The 18,077-nt window shown below is 65.4% G+C and carries 20 protein-coding genes; 2 read left to right on the forward strand and 18 right to left on the reverse strand.

Annotation, left to right across the window (positions count from 1 at the left end):
* Nucleotides 1-51: 51 nt before the first annotated feature.
* Nucleotides 52-678, reverse strand: coding sequence for a glutathione transferase (yfcF, locus tag BM436_RS04025; RefSeq protein WP_093553797.1), 627 nt, complete (start codon nucleotides 676-678; stop codon nucleotides 52-54).
* A 100-nt stretch (nucleotides 679-778) separates the two neighbouring features.
* Between yfcF and gcvA the strand changes: the two genes are divergently transcribed.
* Nucleotides 779-1,672: a transcriptional regulator GcvA gene (gene gcvA / locus BM436_RS04030; protein WP_093553799.1), complete on the forward strand. Its 894-nt coding sequence runs from the start codon at nucleotides 779-781 to the stop codon at nucleotides 1,670-1,672.
* A 53-nt stretch (nucleotides 1,673-1,725) separates the two neighbouring features.
* On the opposite strand, the gene BM436_RS04035 is transcribed toward gcvA, so the two are convergent.
* The 5 genes from BM436_RS04035 to BM436_RS04055 are packed head-to-tail and all read right to left on the reverse strand — an operon-like array spanning nucleotide 1,726 to nucleotide 6,027.
* Nucleotides 1,726-2,004: a DUF493 family protein gene (locus BM436_RS04035; RefSeq protein WP_093553801.1), complete on the reverse strand. Its 279-nt coding sequence runs from the start codon at nucleotides 2,002-2,004 to the stop codon at nucleotides 1,726-1,728.
* Nucleotides 2,005-2,035: 31 nt separating this feature from the next.
* Complete coding sequence (locus BM436_RS04040) at nucleotides 2,036-3,151, reverse strand: maleylacetate reductase (protein ID WP_093553803.1); 1,116 nt, start codon at nucleotides 3,149-3,151, stop codon at nucleotides 2,036-2,038.
* A 25-nt stretch (nucleotides 3,152-3,176) separates the two neighbouring features.
* On the reverse strand, nucleotides 3,177-3,476 hold the full coding sequence (locus BM436_RS04045; RefSeq protein ID WP_093553805.1) for a Dabb family protein: 300 nt from the start codon (nucleotides 3,474-3,476) through the stop codon (nucleotides 3,177-3,179).
* A complete protein-coding gene (locus tag BM436_RS04050) occupies nucleotides 3,473-4,360 on the reverse strand; it encodes an intradiol ring-cleavage dioxygenase (RefSeq protein ID WP_093553807.1) in 888 nt (295 codons plus the stop codon). Before BM436_RS04050 ends, BM436_RS04045 begins: the two co-directional genes overlap by 4 nt.
* Before the next feature lie 14 nt (nucleotides 4,361-4,374).
* Complete coding sequence (locus BM436_RS04055) at nucleotides 4,375-6,027, reverse strand: FAD-dependent oxidoreductase (RefSeq protein WP_093553809.1); 1,653 nt, start codon at nucleotides 6,025-6,027, stop codon at nucleotides 4,375-4,377.
* Nucleotides 6,028-6,214: 187 nt separating this feature from the next.
* Between BM436_RS04055 and BM436_RS04060 the strand changes: the two genes are divergently transcribed.
* On the forward strand, nucleotides 6,215-6,727 hold the full coding sequence (locus tag BM436_RS04060) for a MarR family winged helix-turn-helix transcriptional regulator (protein WP_229489027.1): 513 nt from the start codon (nucleotides 6,215-6,217) through the stop codon (nucleotides 6,725-6,727).
* Nucleotides 6,728-6,732: 5 nt separating this feature from the next.
* Here the strand turns inward: BM436_RS04060 and BM436_RS04065 are convergent, their stop codons facing one another.
* The 12 genes from BM436_RS04065 to BM436_RS04120 all read right to left on the reverse strand — a co-directional run bounded on the left by BM436_RS04065 (nucleotide 6,733) and on the right by BM436_RS04120 (nucleotide 18,062).
* Nucleotides 6,733-7,452, reverse strand: coding sequence for an ABC transporter ATP-binding protein (locus tag BM436_RS04065; RefSeq protein ID WP_093553813.1), 720 nt, complete (start codon nucleotides 7,450-7,452; stop codon nucleotides 6,733-6,735).
* The gene (locus tag BM436_RS04070) at nucleotides 7,449-8,216 is read right to left on the reverse strand and encodes an ABC transporter ATP-binding protein (protein ID WP_093553815.1); all 768 of its coding nucleotides are present in this window, start codon (nucleotides 8,214-8,216) and stop codon (nucleotides 7,449-7,451) included. Before BM436_RS04070 ends, BM436_RS04065 begins: the two co-directional genes overlap by 4 nt.
* Nucleotides 8,213-9,226 (reverse strand): branched-chain amino acid ABC transporter permease, encoded by a 1,014-nt coding sequence (locus BM436_RS04075; protein WP_443094101.1) that lies wholly within the window; start codon nucleotides 9,224-9,226, stop codon nucleotides 8,213-8,215. Before BM436_RS04075 ends, BM436_RS04070 begins: the two co-directional genes overlap by 4 nt.
* Complete coding sequence (locus BM436_RS04080; protein ID WP_093553819.1) at nucleotides 9,226-10,149, reverse strand: branched-chain amino acid ABC transporter permease; 924 nt, start codon at nucleotides 10,147-10,149, stop codon at nucleotides 9,226-9,228. Before BM436_RS04080 ends, BM436_RS04075 begins: the two co-directional genes overlap by 1 nt.
* A gap of 9 nt (nucleotides 10,150-10,158) precedes the next feature.
* Nucleotides 10,159-10,755, reverse strand: coding sequence for a flavodoxin family protein (locus BM436_RS04085; RefSeq protein WP_093553821.1), 597 nt, complete (start codon nucleotides 10,753-10,755; stop codon nucleotides 10,159-10,161).
* 80 nt (nucleotides 10,756-10,835) lie between these two features.
* Entirely contained in the window at nucleotides 10,836-11,591 is a 756-nt protein-coding gene (locus BM436_RS04090) for a c-type cytochrome (RefSeq protein ID WP_093553823.1), read from the reverse strand.
* Nucleotides 11,592-11,594: 3 nt separating this feature from the next.
* A complete protein-coding gene (locus BM436_RS04095) occupies nucleotides 11,595-12,038 on the reverse strand; it encodes a DoxX family protein (RefSeq protein WP_093553825.1) in 444 nt (147 codons plus the stop codon).
* Nucleotides 12,039-12,072: 34 nt separating this feature from the next.
* Nucleotides 12,073-13,920, reverse strand: a complete 1,848-nt coding sequence (locus BM436_RS04100; RefSeq protein WP_093554356.1) for an amidohydrolase — start codon at nucleotides 13,918-13,920, stop codon at nucleotides 12,073-12,075.
* A gap of 108 nt (nucleotides 13,921-14,028) precedes the next feature.
* Nucleotides 14,029-14,628, reverse strand: a complete 600-nt coding sequence (locus BM436_RS04105) for a nuclear transport factor 2 family protein (RefSeq protein ID WP_093553827.1) — start codon at nucleotides 14,626-14,628, stop codon at nucleotides 14,029-14,031.
* A 28-nt stretch (nucleotides 14,629-14,656) separates the two neighbouring features.
* Entirely contained in the window at nucleotides 14,657-15,649 is a 993-nt protein-coding gene (locus tag BM436_RS04110) for an ABC transporter substrate-binding protein (RefSeq protein ID WP_093553829.1), read from the reverse strand.
* A gap of 43 nt (nucleotides 15,650-15,692) precedes the next feature.
* Nucleotides 15,693-16,790, reverse strand: a complete 1,098-nt coding sequence (locus BM436_RS04115) for a porin (RefSeq protein ID WP_093553831.1) — start codon at nucleotides 16,788-16,790, stop codon at nucleotides 15,693-15,695.
* Between the two features lie 102 nt (nucleotides 16,791-16,892).
* Nucleotides 16,893-18,062, reverse strand: coding sequence for an ABC transporter substrate-binding protein (locus tag BM436_RS04120; protein WP_093553833.1), 1,170 nt, complete (start codon nucleotides 18,060-18,062; stop codon nucleotides 16,893-16,895).
* Nucleotides 18,063-18,077: the final 15 nt, after the last annotated feature.

Genomic DNA, 18,077 nt, shown 5'->3' on the forward strand with positions numbered 1-18,077 from the left:
GCAGAACTGGCGAAAATTACCCCAGGGGTGTTTTCCGAAAATACCCCTGGGTTAATTTTGTGTTTTTAGCAGCTTCAGCCAGGATTGGACGGGGTCGCGCTGCCATTGGCCGGCGGCGTAGTCCTTCAGCTTTTGCGGGACCTCGTCGCCGTTCATGATGAGGCGGTTGAGCATCAGCGCCAGGTCGGTGTCGGCGATGCACCAGCGGGTGAACAGGTTGGGGCCGTCCACCAGCCTGTCCGCCGCGCGGATCAGCTTGTCGGCGGCGGCGCGCGCCTCGGCGCTGAGCGGCCCCGTGGCCTGGCCATAAAACACGCTCATGGTGCTGCGCTCGGCGCGGATCGGCATCAGGTCGCTGCGCAGCCAGGCCTGGATCTGCCTGGCTTGCGCGCGGCGCTGCGAGTTGCGGGGATAGACGGCGTGGTATTCGGGCGCGGGGAACACCTCGTCCAGGTATTCGCTGATGGCGCTTGATTCGGTCAGCACGAAACCGTCATGCACCAGCGCCGGCACGCGCGCCGTCAGCGCCAGGTCGCGGTAGGGCTGCGCCAGGTTGTGGCCGGCTTCCAGATCGATAGTCTCCAGCTCGAACGGCAGCCCTTTTTCCTTCAGGGTGACGAAAACGGACATGGCGTAGGGACTGCCGTGCAGGCTGTCGACGTAGAGTTTGAGGGTCATGGCTGCGCTCCGGCGTGAGTTGAAATCTGCTCACATGGTAATGCTTGTCGCAGTGCCATCATAACGATATATTTTGACTGTCCTTGTTAGTTCCATTCACATGAAACTGCCTAATTTTTCAGCGTTGCGCGCCTTCGAGGCGGCGGCGCGGCACCAGAACTTCTCGCGCGCCGCCGACGAGCTGCACCTGACGCACGGGGCGATCAGCCATCAGGTGCGCGCGTTGGAGGAGGAACTCGGCACGCGCTTGTTCGTCCGCAACGGCCGCCACGTGACGGTGACGGCCGACGGGCTGCGCTTCGCCCAGGTGCTGGGCAAGGCCTTCGCCGACATCGCGGCCGGCGCCGACGCCTTGCGGCCGGACCACGGCTGCCAGCGCCTGTCGATTTCCGCCATTCCCTCCTTCGCGGCGCGCTGGCTGGCGCCGCGCCTGGGACGCTTCATCGACTTGCATCCGGGCGTGGAGGTGTTGCTGCAGGCCAGCGGCCACCTGGAGGACCTGGAGCGGGCGGCGATCGACATCGGCATCCGCTTCGGCCGGGGACGCTATCCGGGCCTGGTGGCGCAGCGACTGATGGGCGACATCTATTACCCGGCCGTCAGCCCGTCCTACCGGGGCGGCGCCCTGCCGCGCACGCCGGCCGAGCTGGCGCAGGCCACGCTGCTGCGCTCGAACGAGCCGTGGACGCCCTGGTTCCGCGCGGCGGGCCTGCGCCTGCCCGAGCCGTCGGGCGGCGTGATGTACGAGGATTTGTCGATGCTGATACGCTCGGCCGTGGACGGCGACGGCGTGGCGCTGGTGCGCCATGTGGTGGCGATGCAGGAGATCGCGTCCGGCCAGCTGGTGCGGCTGTTCGACGTGGCCACGCCCAGTCCGGACGATTATTACTTCGTCAGCCCGCCCGCCGCGGCGGACAAACCGCAGGTGCGCGCGTTCCGGACGTGGATGCTGGCCGAGATCGCCCAGTTCGAACGGGAGTTGCGGCTGGGCTAGGGCGGCTGGGCAACGCGGCGAAAAAACCGCCGACACCGCCGGGAAGCCGCGTCCTACATGACGATCTTGACCATCGGGTGGCCGGACAGCTCGGTGTACAGCGCATCCAGCTGCGGACGGCTGGTGGCCAGCACGGTCACGGTCAGGCCGGTGTAATTGCCCTTGGCCGACGGCCGCACTTCCATCTTGCCTTCATGGAAAGTGGGATCGTGCTTGAGCACGACGGCCACGACGGCGGCCGCGAAGTCGTCATGGGTCGGCCCCATCACCTTGATCGGGAAATCGCTGGGATATTCGATGAGGGACTCGGAGGGCGGGATCGCTGGGGCCATGATATTTCCAATCGTTAAAACAGTTCAGGCTCTATTTTAACGTAGCGCCACGACCACCGTGCCCCGCCCCCGGCGATTCCTGGCCATCCATCCCGGGCGGCTCCCCGGCGTACGCGCGTTCGAGCAGACCGCGCAAGGCGGCGGCCTCCAGCGGCCGCGGATTGGGATAGGCGGCCGTCGTCGCCAATTCCACAGCCCGCGCCAAGTCCTCATGCCGCATGCCGATGTCGCGCAGCGCGACCGGCGCCCCCAGGCTCCGCGCCAGACGCCACATCCCGGTGGCGGCCTCCTCCGCGCCGATGGCGGTCGCGATACGCCGCATGACGGCGGGGACGGCGCGGGCGTTGTACGCCAGCGCGTGCGGCAGGATGACCGTGTGCGTTTCGGCGTGCGGCAGACTGAAGGCGCCGCCCAGCGTGTGGCAGAGCTTGTGATGCAAGGCCATGCCGACATTGCCCAGCACCGTGCCGCACAGCCAGGCTCCGTACAGGCATGCGTCGCGGCCCTCGGTGTGGTCCGGCTGGTCCTTCAGCCTGGGCAAGCCTTGCGCCAGCGCGCGGATGCCCTCGAGCGCGAGCAGGTCCATGATGGGATTGCCGTCCCGCGCATACAGCCCCTCGGCGGCGTGCGCGATCGCGTTGATGCCGCTGGTCACCGATAGCGCAAAGGGCAGCGTCGCGCTCAGCTCGGGATCGTAGAGCACGGTTTGCGGCAGCACGCGCGGGTCCTTGCCGGTTTTCTTGACGCCGGCCTCCGTGATGCCGTAGATCGGCGTCATTTCCGAGCCGGCGTAGGTGGTCGGTATCGCCAGGATGGGCAGGCCGGACTCGAGCGCGATGGCTTTGCCCAGCCCGATGGTGGAGCCGCCGCCGATGGCGACGGCGCAGTCCGCCCCGACGCGGCGCGCCTCGTCGCGCGCGGCGCGCGCCGTTTCGATCGGCACGTGCATGACCGCTTCGGCGAAGACGCCGGCGCAACGCGGACCCAGCTTTTCCGCCACCATCTCGGCCTGCGGCAGTTGGTCGGGCGTCGACAGCACCAGTGCCCTGGTGGCGCCGAGTAATTCCACTTCCCGTTGCAGGTGCCGCAGCGCGCCCCGCTCGAATATCACGCGCGGCATGCGGTTTTCGTAAGTGAACTCCAACATCTGGCTCTCCTTGAGTTGACGCTTGTTAAGCACCGTAGTCCACCTGGTGGCGGGCGATCCGCAGATCGCCCAGCGCCTCCTTGGCGCGCAGGTGTTCCGGGTGGGTGGCATAGGCGTCGAGCGCCTCCCGCGATTCGAATTCGCTGTACAGCACGACATCGCACGCGTAATCGACCCGGCTGGAATCGACGCCGATTTCGATGTGGCGCAGCCCTGGCACCTTGCCCTTCAGTCCTTCGAAGACTTGCTTGACCAGCGCGGCCGCCTCGGCCTTGTGCCGGGCGGTGTCGCCGCGCAGATTCCACATCACGATGTGCTTGATCATGCGCGGCCTCCGCGACTGGAGCCGGCCGCCGGATTGAGCACGAAGTCGTACTCCAGCGTGTAAAAGGGGATTTCCATCCGCGTACCGTCGGGCGCCTGCCCCGGCTCATGGCGTACCCAGTCGGCGATCAGCGTGGACCGGACCCCGAAAACGGCGTCCGAATCGAGATAGGTGCCGCCGCCGCGGAAGACATGGGTGATCAGGGTCTGGTAACCCTCCCGCTTGATCATGAAATGCAGGTGGGCGGGCCGCCACGGATGCCTGGCCGTTGCGCGCAGCATGTCGCCGACCGGACCGTCGTGCGGAATCGGATAGGGTTCGGCCACGATGGAACGGAAGTGGTAGCGCCCGTCCTGGTCGGCGAACAGGACGCCGCGCCCCTGGTGCTGGTCCAGTCCGGCGTATTGCACGTCATAGTATCCATCCTCGTCGGCTTGCCACACTTCGATGCGCGCATGCGGCAACGGCTCGCCGCCTATGCCGCGTATCACGCCGGACACGAAGCAAGGCTCGCCCTTTGCGCCGTTGGCGACGTCGGCGCCCAGCGCAAAGACCGGCGCGTTCTCGACATGGAAGGGACCGAACACGGTCGACTCCGTGCATCCCGGCGGCTTGCGGTTGTTCATGGCCATGGTCAGCGTCGACAAGCCGAGGGTATCGGACAGCAGGATGAATTCCTGGCGCTTGTCATTGCACATGTGGCCGGTCCGCGTCAGGAACTGGATCGCCGCCAGCCACTCGTCCTCGGACAACGCCACTTCGCGCGCAAAGCCGTGCAGATGCTGGACCAGGCTGGTCAGGATCCGCTTGAGCCGCGGGTCCGGCGTGTCGGCGATTTGGGCGATGACGGCTTGGGTAATCGTGTCTTCATTCAGGTTTTGCATGGACTCGCCTTTGCTCAGTTACCTAATATTTGATGGAATATCTCGGCCGCCGCGGCGCAGGAATTGCCGCGCCAGGCGACGATCTGGTCCGGCCGGATCAACGCGAAATCCGCCTCGTAAAGCTCCCGCGCCTCGGGCAGATGCGGCACCGCCACCTTCAAGTCGATCCTTCTCCGCCTGGCTTCCTCGACCATGGCGTTGCCATCGCCCGCCCCGGCGCCCAGGCACAGCAAGGTCCACTCGAAGCCGAAGGAGTCGTACAGCGAACTGCCGTCCGGCAGCCACAGGTGGGGCGGACGCCCTCCGGGGCAGGCGCTCGGGATGTATTCGTTCGCCTTGTCGGGCGGCGGCACGGTGCCGTCCGACACGATGGCCGGGGAGCCGTCATAACGGCCGCCGAACGTGACGCCGGGAATATTGAACTCGGCGCGGCCATGCGCCTCGAAATAGGGTCCCGCCTCTTGCCGGGCGCGGACGCCGGCCGGGCTGTCTTCCTCGATCTCCGGCACGGGCTTGAACAGCCCGAGGGAATCGGCGAAGGTTTTGGCGTAATTCGTGTTTCGTTTCGCGACCGGCCGGCGTTCCGCCTCATAGCTGTCGAGCAGCGTGGCCGAGGCCTGGTCCTTGATCACGGCGGCGAGTTTCCAGGCCAGGTTGACCGCGTCCTCGATCGCCGTGTTGTAGCCCAGCCCGCCGGCCGGCGTGAACAGGTGGGCCGCGTCCCCGCCGAGGAGCACGCGGCCCGAGCGGAAGTGGTTGCTGACCAGTGAATGGCCGGCCGTCCACGATCCGCGCGACAGGATTTCCACCTCCACCGGGGCGCCGGCGGCGGCCTGGAACATGCGGCGGGCATCGTCTTCGCTCACGTCCATTTCCGCTTCATGCGGCTTGAGTTGCGTGTGGAAGGCGAATTCGCCCTTGCCATCGACGGCCGCCATGAATGCCCTGCGCTCGGTGTTGAAGCAGACATTCATCCACGCCGGCGGATGCGGGCTGACACGGTACAGTTCCGGGCAGCGGGCATAAATCGCGTACATGCGCCCGCCCATGAAATCCCGGATGACGCCGGTCTCGCCGGTGTATTGAAAACCGAGTTCCTCGCGCGTCTTGCTGCGCGGACCGTCGGCGCCCACCATGTAGCCGGCGGTCAGGGTCTGACTAAACCCGTCCTCGACGCGTTCGACGTCGACCTCGACATGGCTGCCGAATTGCCGGAAGGCGGTCATGCGCCAGCCGTAGTTGACCGACACGCCGGGAAGCCGCTCGGCCTGCTTGCGCAACACCGCCTCGACGAATTTCTGCGACACGCGGTGGGGCAATTCGGCCGTGCTCCAGGAGCCCGCCAGGGAGTTGACCTTCTCCTTCGCCTCCTTGGCCGACGGCAGCTTGAACCTGGCGATTTCGTGCCCGCAGAAGCGGGTGAAGTAGGCGATGTCGGTGGGGTAGTCCGCCGGCAAGCCCAGGCTTCGTATGTCGTCGGCGAAACCGAGGCGCCGGAAATGCTCCATCGTGCGGGCCTGCGTGGCGTTGGCTTGCGGGTTGAAGGCGGTGCCGCGCTTTTCGTCCACCAATACCGTGTCGATCCCGCGCCGGCCCAACTCGTTCGCGAGCATCAGGCCGCAGGGGCCTCCTCCAACTATTACAACTGAACTTTTGACAGGCAGCATATAAACCTCTTTCCTTATCCGATGTGGAACGTCGCGTAAAGTAGTAAGGATTCCTTACTTAATTTGAATAGTAAGGTAGGCTGACCAAAATAGTCAAGAAGGTGTTGGGTTCGCGGCGCGGGTCATGCCCGGTCGCAAGCGGGTATGATGTGACCGGCCGGAACACCGGCCGGTTTCGACTCTCTCTATGAAAAAAATGACGGCAGCAAAAAAGAACGCGAAGACCATGGCATCCCCGGCCGACAGCGCCCAGGCGTATCAGTGGCGGCACGGTAACATCGGCCGCCTGCTGAACATGGCTGTGCAGCGGTTTGAAAAACGGGTGCTGGAAGTGATGGCCGAAGCCGGCTACGACGACGTCTCCTTGAGCCAGGTGGCGATCACCCGCAACCTGGACGCGGGCGGAACGCGCGCCACGGAGATCGCGAAGCGGGCCGGCATCACAAAACAATCGGTGGGCGAACTGATCGGACAACTGGAGGCGATCGGCCTGGTTGAACGCGTCCCGGACCCGGACGACAAGCGCGCCAGGATCGTGCATTTCACACCAGCCGGGCTGGCGTGGCTGAAAGCCTTTGAAATAGCCATCAAGCAATCCGAACAGGAAATGCGGGAGGAACTGGGCGCCACGACCCTGGAGCATCTCAAGCAAGGCCTGATGCGATACGGGTCGGGTGGGGACGCCTCGCGCGGCCACTGAACGGGCTAGACTCCCAGGTACTGGTGGATGATGTCGGGCTCCTGGCGCAAGGCGGCCGAATCGCCGCTCCACACCACTTTCCCCTTTTCCATCACGAAGTGCCGGTCGGCTAAATTCAGCAGCGCGCCGACGTTCTTGTCGATCACGATCTGCGACAGGCCTTCGCGTTTCAGCTCGCCCAGGGCGCGCCAGATTTCCGCGCGCATCATGGGCGCCAGTCCTTCGGTGGCCTCGTCCAGCACCAGCAGTGTCGGATTGGTCATCAGCGCGCGGCCGATCGCGAGCATCTGCTGCTCGCCGCCGGAAAGCTGCCATCCCAGGTTGCCGCGGCGCTCCCTCAGGCGCGGGAAGAAGCCGTACACCCGCTCCAGCGTCCACTCCCCGCGGGGCGATCCCCGGTCCCGGCCGGCGCGCGCCGTGGCCACCAGGTTTTCCTCAACCGTCAGATTGGGAAACACCTGGCGGCCTTCGGGAACCAGGCCCAGTCCCAGCCTTGCGATCCGGTGCGACGCGAGCGTATCGACAGGCTGCCCGGCGAACCGGATGCCGCCCGCCTTGACCGGCAACAGGCCGAACAGGCATTTGATGGTGGTGGAACGGCCCATGCCGTTGCGCCCGAGCAGCGTGACGACTTCGCCGGCCCTGACGTCGAGGGAGACGCCAAACAGCGCCTGCGCATGCCCGTAGGAGGCGTGCACATTCTGGATTTCGAGCAAAGTGGTCATGGGATGCATTCCTGTGTGCTTTCTTCACCGAGATAGATGGCCTTGACTTCCGGGTTCTCCCGGATCTCGTCGGGCGTGCCGGTGAACATCACGCGTCCGTAGACCAGCACGGTGATCCGGTCGGCCAGCGCGAACACCGCGTCCATGTCGTGCTCGATCAGCAAGATCGAATAGCGGCCCTTCAAGCCTTTCAGCAATTCGACGACCGCGCCCGATTCCTGCACGCTCATGCCGGCCATGGGCTCGTCCAGCAACAGGAACTTCGGTTGCGCCGCCAGCGCCATCGCCAGTTCCAGCTGCCGCCGCTGGCCGTAGGCGAGATCGGCCGCCGGTGTATCGGCGCGCGCCGCCAGGCCCGCCGCCCGCAGCGCCTCGTCGGCGGCCGCCACGGCCGCGTCGCGGCCGAGCATGGGGCGCCAGAAGCGAAACGCGTGTTCCTTCGCCCCCAGCGCGGCCAGCACCGCGTTCTCGCGCACGGTGAAGCCTTCGAAAATCGAGGTGATCTGGTAGGAGCGCAGCAAGCCCATCCGCGCGCGGCGGTGGATGGGCAGCGCCGTGACGTCCTTGCCGGCGAACACCACCTTGCCCTCGTTGGAAAACAGCTCGCCCGAGAGCTGGTTGATCAGCGTGGTCTTGCCGGCGCCGTTGGGGCCGATGATGGCGTGCAGTTCGCCCGGCCGGATGTCGAGCGAGACATGGTCGGTGACCAGCAGGCCGCCGTAGCGCTTGACCAGCGATTCGGTGCGCAACAGGGTGTCGGTCATGGCTGTTCTCCCGCGGTTTTCCGCACCAGCCAGACACCGCCGGCACGCCCGCGCGCCAAGCGGGCATCGATACCCGCCAGGAAGCCGGCGATGCCGGCCTTGCCCAGCAGGGCGATCAGCACGATCGCCGGACCGAAGATCGCCATCCAGTGCTCGGTGAAGTGCTTGATGGCCTCTTCCATGCCCATGAGGGCGGCGGCGCCCAGCAGCGCGCCATGCACCGCGCCGAGGCCGCCCAGCACCACCATGACGATCAGGTCCCCCGAGACGATCCACGACAAGGTACTGGGCGAGGCGAAGGCATTCAGGTTGGCCAGCAGCATGCCGGCGATGCCGCACAGGATGGCCGACAGCACGTAGGCGGACAGCAGGTACCGCCGCGCCGGCAGGCCGATGGCATTGACACGCCGCGCGTTCATTTTCGCGCCGCGCAGCACCATGCCGAACGGGGAAACGCGCAGCCGCGCCATCCACCAGGTGGCGAGCGCGAGCACCGTCAGCGCACAGGCATAGATGGTGTTCGGCTGCCCCAGGTCGCAGCCGAAGAATTTCGAGGTGGCCGAGATGGTGGTGCCGTCGTCGCCGCCGTAATGCTTCAGGCTGACGAAGACGAAATAGCCCATCTGCGCGAAGGCCAGCGTGATCATGATGAAGGCGATGCCCGTCGTGCGCAGGCTGATCGCGCCGGTCACCAGCCCGACCAGGCCGCAGGCGACGATGCAGACCAGCAAATGGATCCAGCCGTTGTCGATGCCGTAGAACGCCGGGATCGCGACGCTGTAGGCGCCTAGCCCGAGAAACAGCGCATGGCCGAAGCTGACCAGGCCGCCGTACCCCAAGGCGAGGTTGAGCGAGGTCGCGGCAACCGCATAGATGACGACGCGGGCCGTGAATACCACGTAGAAGGGTTGCTCCATCGCGTGCGCGACAAAGGGCAGCAGGATCAGCGCGCCGAACAGCGACAGCGGCAGCGCGACCGAGATCCGTAACAGGGATGGTTTGGTTTGCATCATGATTTCCTCCCTGCGGGGAACAAGCCTTCCGGACGGAACGCGAGCACGACCGCCATCAGTATATAGACCAGCATCGAGGCCATTGCCGGCCCCGCCGCGTTGGCGAGATCGCGGCTCATCAGTTCGCGCAGCAGGGTCGGCAGGAAGGCGCGGCCCAGGGTGTCGGCCACGCCGACGATCAGCGCGGCATAGAAGGCGCCGCTGACGGAACCGATGCCGCCGATCACGATCACGACCAGCGTCGTGATCAGCACCGGCTCGCCCATGCCGGCCTGGACCGACAGGATGGGCGCGGCCATCACGCCGGCCAGCCCCGCCATCGCCGCGCCCAGCGCGAACAGCAGCGCGTTGAGCAGCTTGATGTTCACGCCCAGCGCGCCCACCATCGCCGGGTTGACCGCGCCGGCGCGGATCAGCATGCCCAGCCGGGTGCCGTGCATCAGGTAATGGGCGCCGACCGCCACCGCCAGGCCGACGGCGATGATGGCGAAGCGGTAGGCGGGATAGGTGATGCCGAACAGGTCGACCGTGCCCTCGAGGGCGGCGGGCACCGGCAGGAAGTAGGCCTGCGGGCCCCAGATCATGCGGACGGCCTCGTTGAAGAACAACACCATGCCGAACGTCGCCAGCACATGGTCGAGGTGGTCGCGGCTGTACAGGCGCGAGACGGCCACCCGTTCAATCACCACGCCCAGCACGACGCAGCCGCCCACGGCCGCCAGCACGGCGGCCGTGAACGATGCGGTCAGGCTGTATGCCGTCGCCGCGAAATACGCGCCCAGCATGTACAGGGAACCATGCGCCAGGTTCACGAAACTCATGATGCCGAACACCAGCGTCAAGCCGGCCGCCAGCAGGAACAAAAGAATCCCGAACTGCAGCCCGTTCAGCAGCTGCGGAAGGATCAAGCCAAAACCCATGACGATCTCCTATTGCGCCGCGTACCTGGCGTGGCTGGCGTCGGCCAGCCGCTTCACCACCGCCGCGACGTTGGCGCCGAACACCTCGGCCGTTTTAAGGTCGCCGGGTATCATCTCCTCGACCGAGGCGTCGCCTGGCGTGGCCACCAGCAGGCCAAGATAGCCGCCGAGATGGTTGATGTCGTCGCGGGTCGACGATTTCTCGGCGGACGGGTGCATGTCGGTTCCGGTCCAGAGCATCTTGTGGTGGGCGGCGAAGGTCGACAGGTAGGAAATGGTCGAGCCCTTGTCGCCGTTCAGGCTGGCCGAATTGGTGAATCCGGCGGCGACCTTGCCTTTCCATTCCATTTTGAACCAGGTCTTGCTGGAGGCGTCGGCGAACTTTTTGAACTGCCAGGAGACGTTGCCCATGTAGGTGGGCGAGCCGAAGATGATGCCGTCGGCGCGCTTCAGCGTTTCCCAGGCGGCGTCGGGAATATTGCCCTCGCTGTCGATGGCGACGAGTTCGACTTTCGCATCCGCCGACGCGGCGCCGATCAGCACATGGTCGGCGACGCGCTTGGTATGTCCGTAGCCGGAGTGGAAGACAATAGCGATGGTGGTCATAGGAGTTCCTTTTGTTTGATGTAGAGATGTGTACGGGGCCGATGGCGGCGCGGTTTTGCGGGACGGAAGTGCGTTTGCCCTTAACGCGTGCTCTCGGGCTTCGCGGCGGTCAGTGTCGACGTGTACTCCGACACCGCCTTGATGTCTTCGCGGCTCAGATTCGTCAGAATGGCTTTCATCACATAAGCTTCCTGGATATGGAACTGCTTGGTTTTGAGAACGTCCAGCACGACTTCGAGATAGATCGGGGATTGACCGCCTATCCTGGGGAAAATCGACGAGGTCGCACCGCCGCCCGGACCATGGCACCAGGTACACGCCGGAATACCGCGCTTTAAATCGCCCTCCCGGTACAGTTTTTCCCCGTGCGCCAGCAGTTCCGCATTGGTGGACTCATAGGGCTTTCCCGGCGATTGCGACGCGTAATAGGCGGCCACATCCAGCATGTCGCCGGCGGCCAGGTTCGTCGCGATGGCATGCATGACGGGGCTGCGGCGCTGCCCTGTTTTGAAGAGCATCAGTTGCGAAGCGAGATAATTGGGCAATTGCGCGGAAAGACTAGGGAAAGCGCTGCTGACGGCATTGCCCTCGGCGCCATGGCATTGGGCACAGGCTTGCGTGGCGATCTGCTTGCCCCGAACCGCGTTTCCTTGCCGGTTCCCAAAGCTATCCTTGTGGAAGGCCGCAATGGTCTTGGTTTCCATGGCCGCCACATCGGTTCCGGCCATGACTGGATTGGCTGTCGTCGACACGGCAAGAACCGCAATCCACGGAAGAATACGTTTCATCCACGTCGACGATGTCTGCGCGTGAATATTCTTTGCCTTGTGCGCCATGGTTTATCCCTCCTGAATTGCTTTGAGTTGGGCATGGCGGCGATTCCGCCCAATGTAAAACTCACCAGGCCCGAAGGCCGCCAGATATGCCAGGCCGCCCAGCATCGCCAGCCCCTTCAGAAAGTGGTTCATTTCATTTTGAAAGGCATTCGCATCGGCGTTCCACGGCCCGTGGATGCCGGCAAGGACGGGAATGGTGAGCAGGAAAAGCACCGAAGCGGCAAGCCGCAAGCGCCAGCCGAGAATGACGCAGGCGCCGCCGACTAGCCACGCGAGGATGGTGAGGCCCAGGAACACCGTGGGTAGCGGTATGGCCTTGCCGGCCATCATCGCGGCGACGCCGTGGAACGATCCCAAGAGCCCGATGCCGTTCGCGATATAGACGATCCCGATAAGAACACGCCCCAATACGGCGCCGAATTTAGCGACGAAATCACTTTCTTTCATTTTCTTCCCTCTTCTCTTTTCGCTTTTCCCAGGCCTACACCACCATGCAATTGCAGCTCAGCGTCCACACGCCGGCATCGCCCTGGATCCAGCCGTGGTGATGGGTGACGCCGCCGCAGAAATCGCCGTTGCCGTGCGCGTGGCCGCAGCCATGCCTGCCGCTCTTCAGGGCCGTTCCCATGTACGCGCCCTCGTCGGCGCGGGCCACCGCGGCCGGCGACCACGCGGGGTCGTAGGGCAAGTCCGGCGGCGCCAGCGGCTTGAACGCGCCCTTCGCATGGACCACCTGCCCGTTCATGACGGTCAGCACCGATTCGATTTTCTTGATGCGCTCCTCCGGCACCGCGAAGTAATCCTCCGACAGCACGGCCAGGTCGGCGAACTTGCCCGGCTCCAGCGTTCCTTTCACTTTTTCCTCGCCGGAGAACCAGGCGCTTCCCACCGTGTAGCGGCGCAAGGCCTCCAGGCGGTCGAGGCGGTTGGAAACGCCGACCAGGGGCGCGCCGCCCGCGGTCTTGCCGCTGACGAACCAGTACAGCGAAATCCACGGGTTGTAGCTGGCGATCCGGGTGGCGTCGGTGCCCGCGCCGACCGGTACATCGGCCTTGAGCATGTCCATGACCGGCGAGGCGCGCCCGGCCGCGTCCGCGCCGTGGCGCCTGATGAAGCTCTCGCCCTGGAAGTACAGCCGGTCCTGCACCGCGATGCCGCCGCCCAGCGCCTTCACGCGGTCGATGTTGCGCTTGCTGATGGTTTCCGCGTGGTCGAGGATCCAGCGCACCTGGCCGAGCGGCGCGTCGCGGTTCACGTTCTCCAGCACGCTCAACAGACGCGTGATCGATTCGTCGTACGTGGCGTGGAAGCGGAACGGCCAGCCCTTCTCCACGAACAGGCGGATCACTTTCTCGAAATCCTTTTCCGCCGTGGGCCGCAAGTCGGGCCGGGGCAGGATGAAGTTGGCGGAATCGAAGGCCGAGAAGGTGAGGATCTCGCCCATGCCGTAGATCTTGTAGAAGGGGTCGTCGGTCAGCTTGACCTGCTTGATCCACGATTCGAAATCCTCGTATTCCTTGCCCGGCGAAAAGCTGAACATGCTGCACGCCAGGCGCACAGTCATGTGCCGGCCCTGCACCAGCTCGGTCATCAGCGCATAGTCGGCCAGGTTGTTGTCGGCGCCGCCGTCGCTCACGCTGGTGAGGCCCAGGCGGTTCAGCTCGCGCATGAACTGGCGGATCGAGTTCAGCCGAGCCTGGTGCCCCAGCTGCGGCGCGCGGCGCATGGCCGAATACACCGAGAACATGCTGGGCTTGGCCAGGATCACGCCGGTCGGCAAGCCCTGCGCATCCTTCACGATCTCGCCGCCGGCCGGCTGCGGCGTATCCTTGGTGTAACCGAGCGCCTGCACCGCGGCCTTGTTCAGCAAGGCGGTATCGTAGAAATGCAGCACCATGACCGGCACGTCCCCGGAGACGGCGTTGAGTTCCTCGATGGTCGGCATGCGCTTCTCGGCGAACTGGAATTCCGACCAGCCGCCCAGCACGCGCACCCACTGTCCCGGCGGCGTGCGTTCGGCCTGTTCGCGCAGGATGCGCAAGGCGTCGGCCAGCGAGGGCACGTCGTCCCAGCGGACTTCGAGGTTGTATTGCAGCCCGCCGTTGATCAGGTGCATGTGGGAGTCGTTCAGGCCGGGGATGGCGACGCGGCCGGCGAGGTCGACGACACGCGTTCCCGGCCCCTGGAACACCGCGGTGTCGGCGTCGGCGCCGACGGCGAGGACTTTGCCGTCTTTCAAGGCGATCGACGCTACGACGCTGTTGCGCGCATCGAGCGTATGTATCCTGCCGTTGCGCAGGATCATGCCGGCTTCGCTTGCGCCCCCCATGCTGGCGCACCCGGCGAAAGGAATGCCGGCGGCGACGGCCGAGGCCTTGAATAAAAATTCTCTGCGGTCCATATTGTCTCCCCGTTGGATATGGTCTTTTGCCGGGTGCTAGATGGCATCGCCGCGCAGCCAGGCCTGGCCGCGCCGGTACAGCGCCTCGACCTCGGGACCGGTGAGCTGCGGCATGTCGCGTTTGACGTCGTAGCCGATGCGGGTCTGGATGTAGGCCAGGTGCCGGTAGCCCGCCGGGAACTCCGCCAGGCGCGCGGCATCCAGCTCGAGCCTCGTTCCCGGCCGCAGCGGGTCGATGCGGTCCTTCTCGTAGATCGGCTGCCGCAGCACGACGCCCCAACGGCCGCCGCGCTTCTCGATGAAGTCATAGAAGCGGCCGGTGCACACGACATCGCACGGCACGCCATCCACGTCCGCGCGCTGCGAGATGGTCATCTTGGTCTGCACAATGGCGCGCTGGCCCGCCAGGTCGATCGTGGTCCCGCCCAAGAAATGCAGGATGCTCACGCCCTTGGCCCAGCCCTCTTTGGTCACGCGGATGAATTCCGTCGCCGGTCCCTGGAACCAGGTGGCCATCATCACGCCGTCGTCGTGCCAGACGGTGGCGAAGCGTTCCCAGTCGCCGGCGTCGCGCCACAGCGCCCAGTTTTCGACCAGATCGCGGATCGCCAGACGGTCCAACAATTCTTCGTTCATTGCGGTTCTCCTTTTTGATTGATAGGGGTCAGCGGCCGATGGCCCGGTCGTAATAACCGCGGTCGTAGTACGTCGACGGACTGCCCATGTCCTTCCTGGGCACGCCCCACTTGCCGCGCAGTTTCAACACCTGCTCCAGACCCGCCGGATCGAGCGCCGCCCGGCGCTGGAACCCGCTCTGCTCGTTCACCAGCACGCCGAACGCCGCCTCCGCCATCGCCGGATTGCTGTTGGGCACGCGATTCTGGAATATGCGCAGCGCTTCCTCCTTGTGCGCGGGGTCGTAGAGCCACTCGACGCCTTTCACATAGGCGCGAATGAAGCCCTCCAGCCGCGCCTGGTTTTGCCTCGCCCAGCCCTGGCGCACACCGGCGACCGCCCCCTGGTAGGCGCCCAGACTATCCGCCACCGATTCCAGCACCGTGAATCCGCGCGCCTGCGCCTGCAATTCGAACGGCGAGACCAGCATGGTGGCGGACTGCCTGCCTTCCATGAGCGCCTGAAAACGCTGCAGGACGCCGCCGGCGCGCTCGACCGCGTAATCCCCCTCGCGCAAGCCGCCGCGTTCAAGGAGCTCGAACAGGACCGCCGCGTACCCGGTGCTTTTCGCATCCACCGACACGGTCTTGCCGCGCAGGCCGGCGATGGATTGCACGCCGGGCGCCGCCACCAGCTTGAGAAAGCCGCGGTCCCCGCCCATGACCGCGACCAGGTCCGCGCCGACCTTGTCCGGCACTTCGCCCTGCCCTTCCCTGTATGCGACCAGGTTGTCGATGGCGGTCATGGCGATATCGAATTTTCCGTCGATCAGATTGGTCAGCTGGAAAACCGAATTGGGGGTGGGCGTCACGTTCACGGCCACGCCTTCCGCGGCAAAGAAACCTTTGTCCTGGGCGACCCACAGCGGCCAGTTGGAGCCGCCGGGGAAGATGATGAGTTCTATCGGCTTTTCCGCCGCCGCCGATACGCCGGCGACGCATGCCAGGACCAACGTCAGCGCGATTCTCTTGATGCGATTCATGGACAGTCTCCCTGGGGGCGTGCCGCCCCCGTTGCGCGGATTGTTAGAAGAAGTGACGCATGCCGACCATCAGGCCGGTCTGCGATCCCCCCGCCACCGGGTTGCTGCCCGCAGCGCCGCCGCTGACCGAGAGGTTGAGCGTGCCGCCGTTCGAGACATGGCCGGCGGTGACGTAAGCCGCGGTGCGCTTGGAGAGGTGGTAGAGGCCCCGCACGGCGAAGAGCGTCGCGTCGTTCGCGTTGCCCTTGGTATCGAGCCTGAACAGTTCCACCTCCACCGTGATTTCCGGGATGACGGGATAGGCGCCGCCGATGAAATACAAATCGCTCCTCGGCGCGGCGCTCGCCTCGTTGCTACGGCGGATCACGCCGCCGCCCAGCTTCGCCTGTCCGAACTTGACGTAACCGTTGATGGTGGCGCGGCTGTCGCCGAGGCCGCCGCTGGTCAGGCCCGCGAACGCGCCCGGCCCGCCGTTGATGCGGTCGTACGCGGCGGCGACGCCCCAACCGGCCGTGTCGTACTTCGCCATCAGGGACCACTCTCGGCAGGCCTTGCTGTCGGCCGCGTTTTCCCCCGCGCAGTTGGTTCCCGCCGGGCTCGGGCCGGCGTTGACCGCGTCGCGGCCGAAGCTGTAGGTGGCGCCGAGGGTCAGGCCGCTGAATGTGCCGCGATAGGCGACGGCGTTGTCGGCGCGCGCGTTGGGAATGTAGCTGTCCAGCCCGCCCGAACCGTAAATATTCGGGCCGAGGATGTCGCTGTCCAGAATGGACCAGAACAGCATGGTGTACTGGCGCCCGATGGATACGGTGCCCCAGTCGCCGGACAGGCCGACGAAGGCCTGCCTGCCGAACAGGCGTCCGCCCTGGGCCTGCGTTCCGGCATCCGGCGCCAGACCGTTTTCCAGCGTGAACACCGCCTTGAGGCCACCGCCCAGATCCTCCGTGCCACGGAAACCCAGGCGCGACGGCAGGGTGCCGGTCAGGGTCGGCATCCGGGTCAGATTGTCCCCGCCGGCTCCCACGTTCGTGACGTATTCCACGCCGGTGTCGATCAGGCCATAGACCGAGACGTTGCCGCCCTGTGCGTGGCTGGCGGTTGCGGCGGCGGCCATCAAGCCGGCGGCGATCATGTTCTTTTTCATTTTTTTGTCTCCATTGTTATAAAAATTCAGGCAAAAGCTTCCCCTTGGAGGGGGCCGGAAGGCCGCCTCCCCGGAACCGCGTGAGCCCGTTTCAGGCCTTACTTATTTGGGATTGCACTGCCCCGCGTAGGCGTCCGCATGCTCCTTGAGCACGTCCGCCGCCAGCAGCCTGGACTCCGGTTTGCCCGATGCGCCCTTGACGACTTGGTAGATGTGGTAGTTCTGCACCGGGAAGTTGTTCTTGCCGAACTTGAAGTCGCCCCGCACCGACTTGAATTGCGCGTTCTTGATCGCCGCCGTCAGCGCCGCGCGGTCGGCCGCATTGCCCTTGACGGTACGGATGGCCGCGTCGAGCAACATGGCCGCGTCGTAGCTGAACGCGGCGTAAGGCGAAGGCGTGCGTCCGTGGCGCTTCTCGAATGCCGCGACAAACTGCTTAGATTGCGCGTTCGGCGCGCCGGGCGCCCAGGTATCGCCGACGATGGCGCCTATCGCCGCCGCGCCCATCGCGTCGGCGGCGGAGCCTTCGATGGTATTGGAGGTATTGAGCGGAATCCTGGTCAGCAGCCCGGCCTGCTGGAACTGGCGGACGAAGGTGACGCCCAGGCCGCCCGGATAGAAGGCATAGACCGCGTCCGGCTTGGACGCGGACAATTGGGTCAGCTCGGCGGAAAAATCGAGCTGATTGAGCGGGGTGTAGATCTCGTCGACGATCTCGCCCTTGTAGAAGCGCTTGAAGCCCTGGACCTTGTCCTTGCCGCCGATGAAGTTCGGCGTCATCGTGCTGACGCGCTTGACGCCCTTGTCGTTGAGGTACTTGCCGACCACTTCGGCCGGCACGTCGCTTTGCCAGGACATCACGAACTGGTTCGGCTTGCACTGCACGCCCGCCACCGGCGAGGGACCGGCCACGGTGCCGATGAACGGCAGGTTGGTCGAGGCGATCCGGTTCTGCATCGCCATCATGATGTTGGCGAAGGTCAGCCCGACGATCACATCGGCCTTGTCCCGGTCGACCAGCTTGGCCAGCGCGTTCATCGCCACCTCGGGCTTTTGCTGGTCGTCCTCCTTGACCACCGTCGCCGCGACGCCGCCCAGCTTGCCGGACAGCTGGTCGAGCGCCAGGCTGAAGCCGTCGACCTGGTCGCGCCCGACATCGGCGGACGGCCCGGACAGCGTCGCCAGGAAGCCGATTTTGACGTCGGCCTTGGCCGCCGGGGCGGCGCCGGCGATCATCATTGCAACAAGCGCCCAATTCAGTTTCGTTTTCATGTCAGTCTCCCATTG

Origin of the sequence: Pseudoduganella namucuonensis (assembly GCF_900116645.1) — a bacterium.
GTDB classification, from domain to species: Bacteria; Pseudomonadota; Gammaproteobacteria; order Burkholderiales; family Burkholderiaceae_D; genus Rugamonas; species Rugamonas namucuonensis.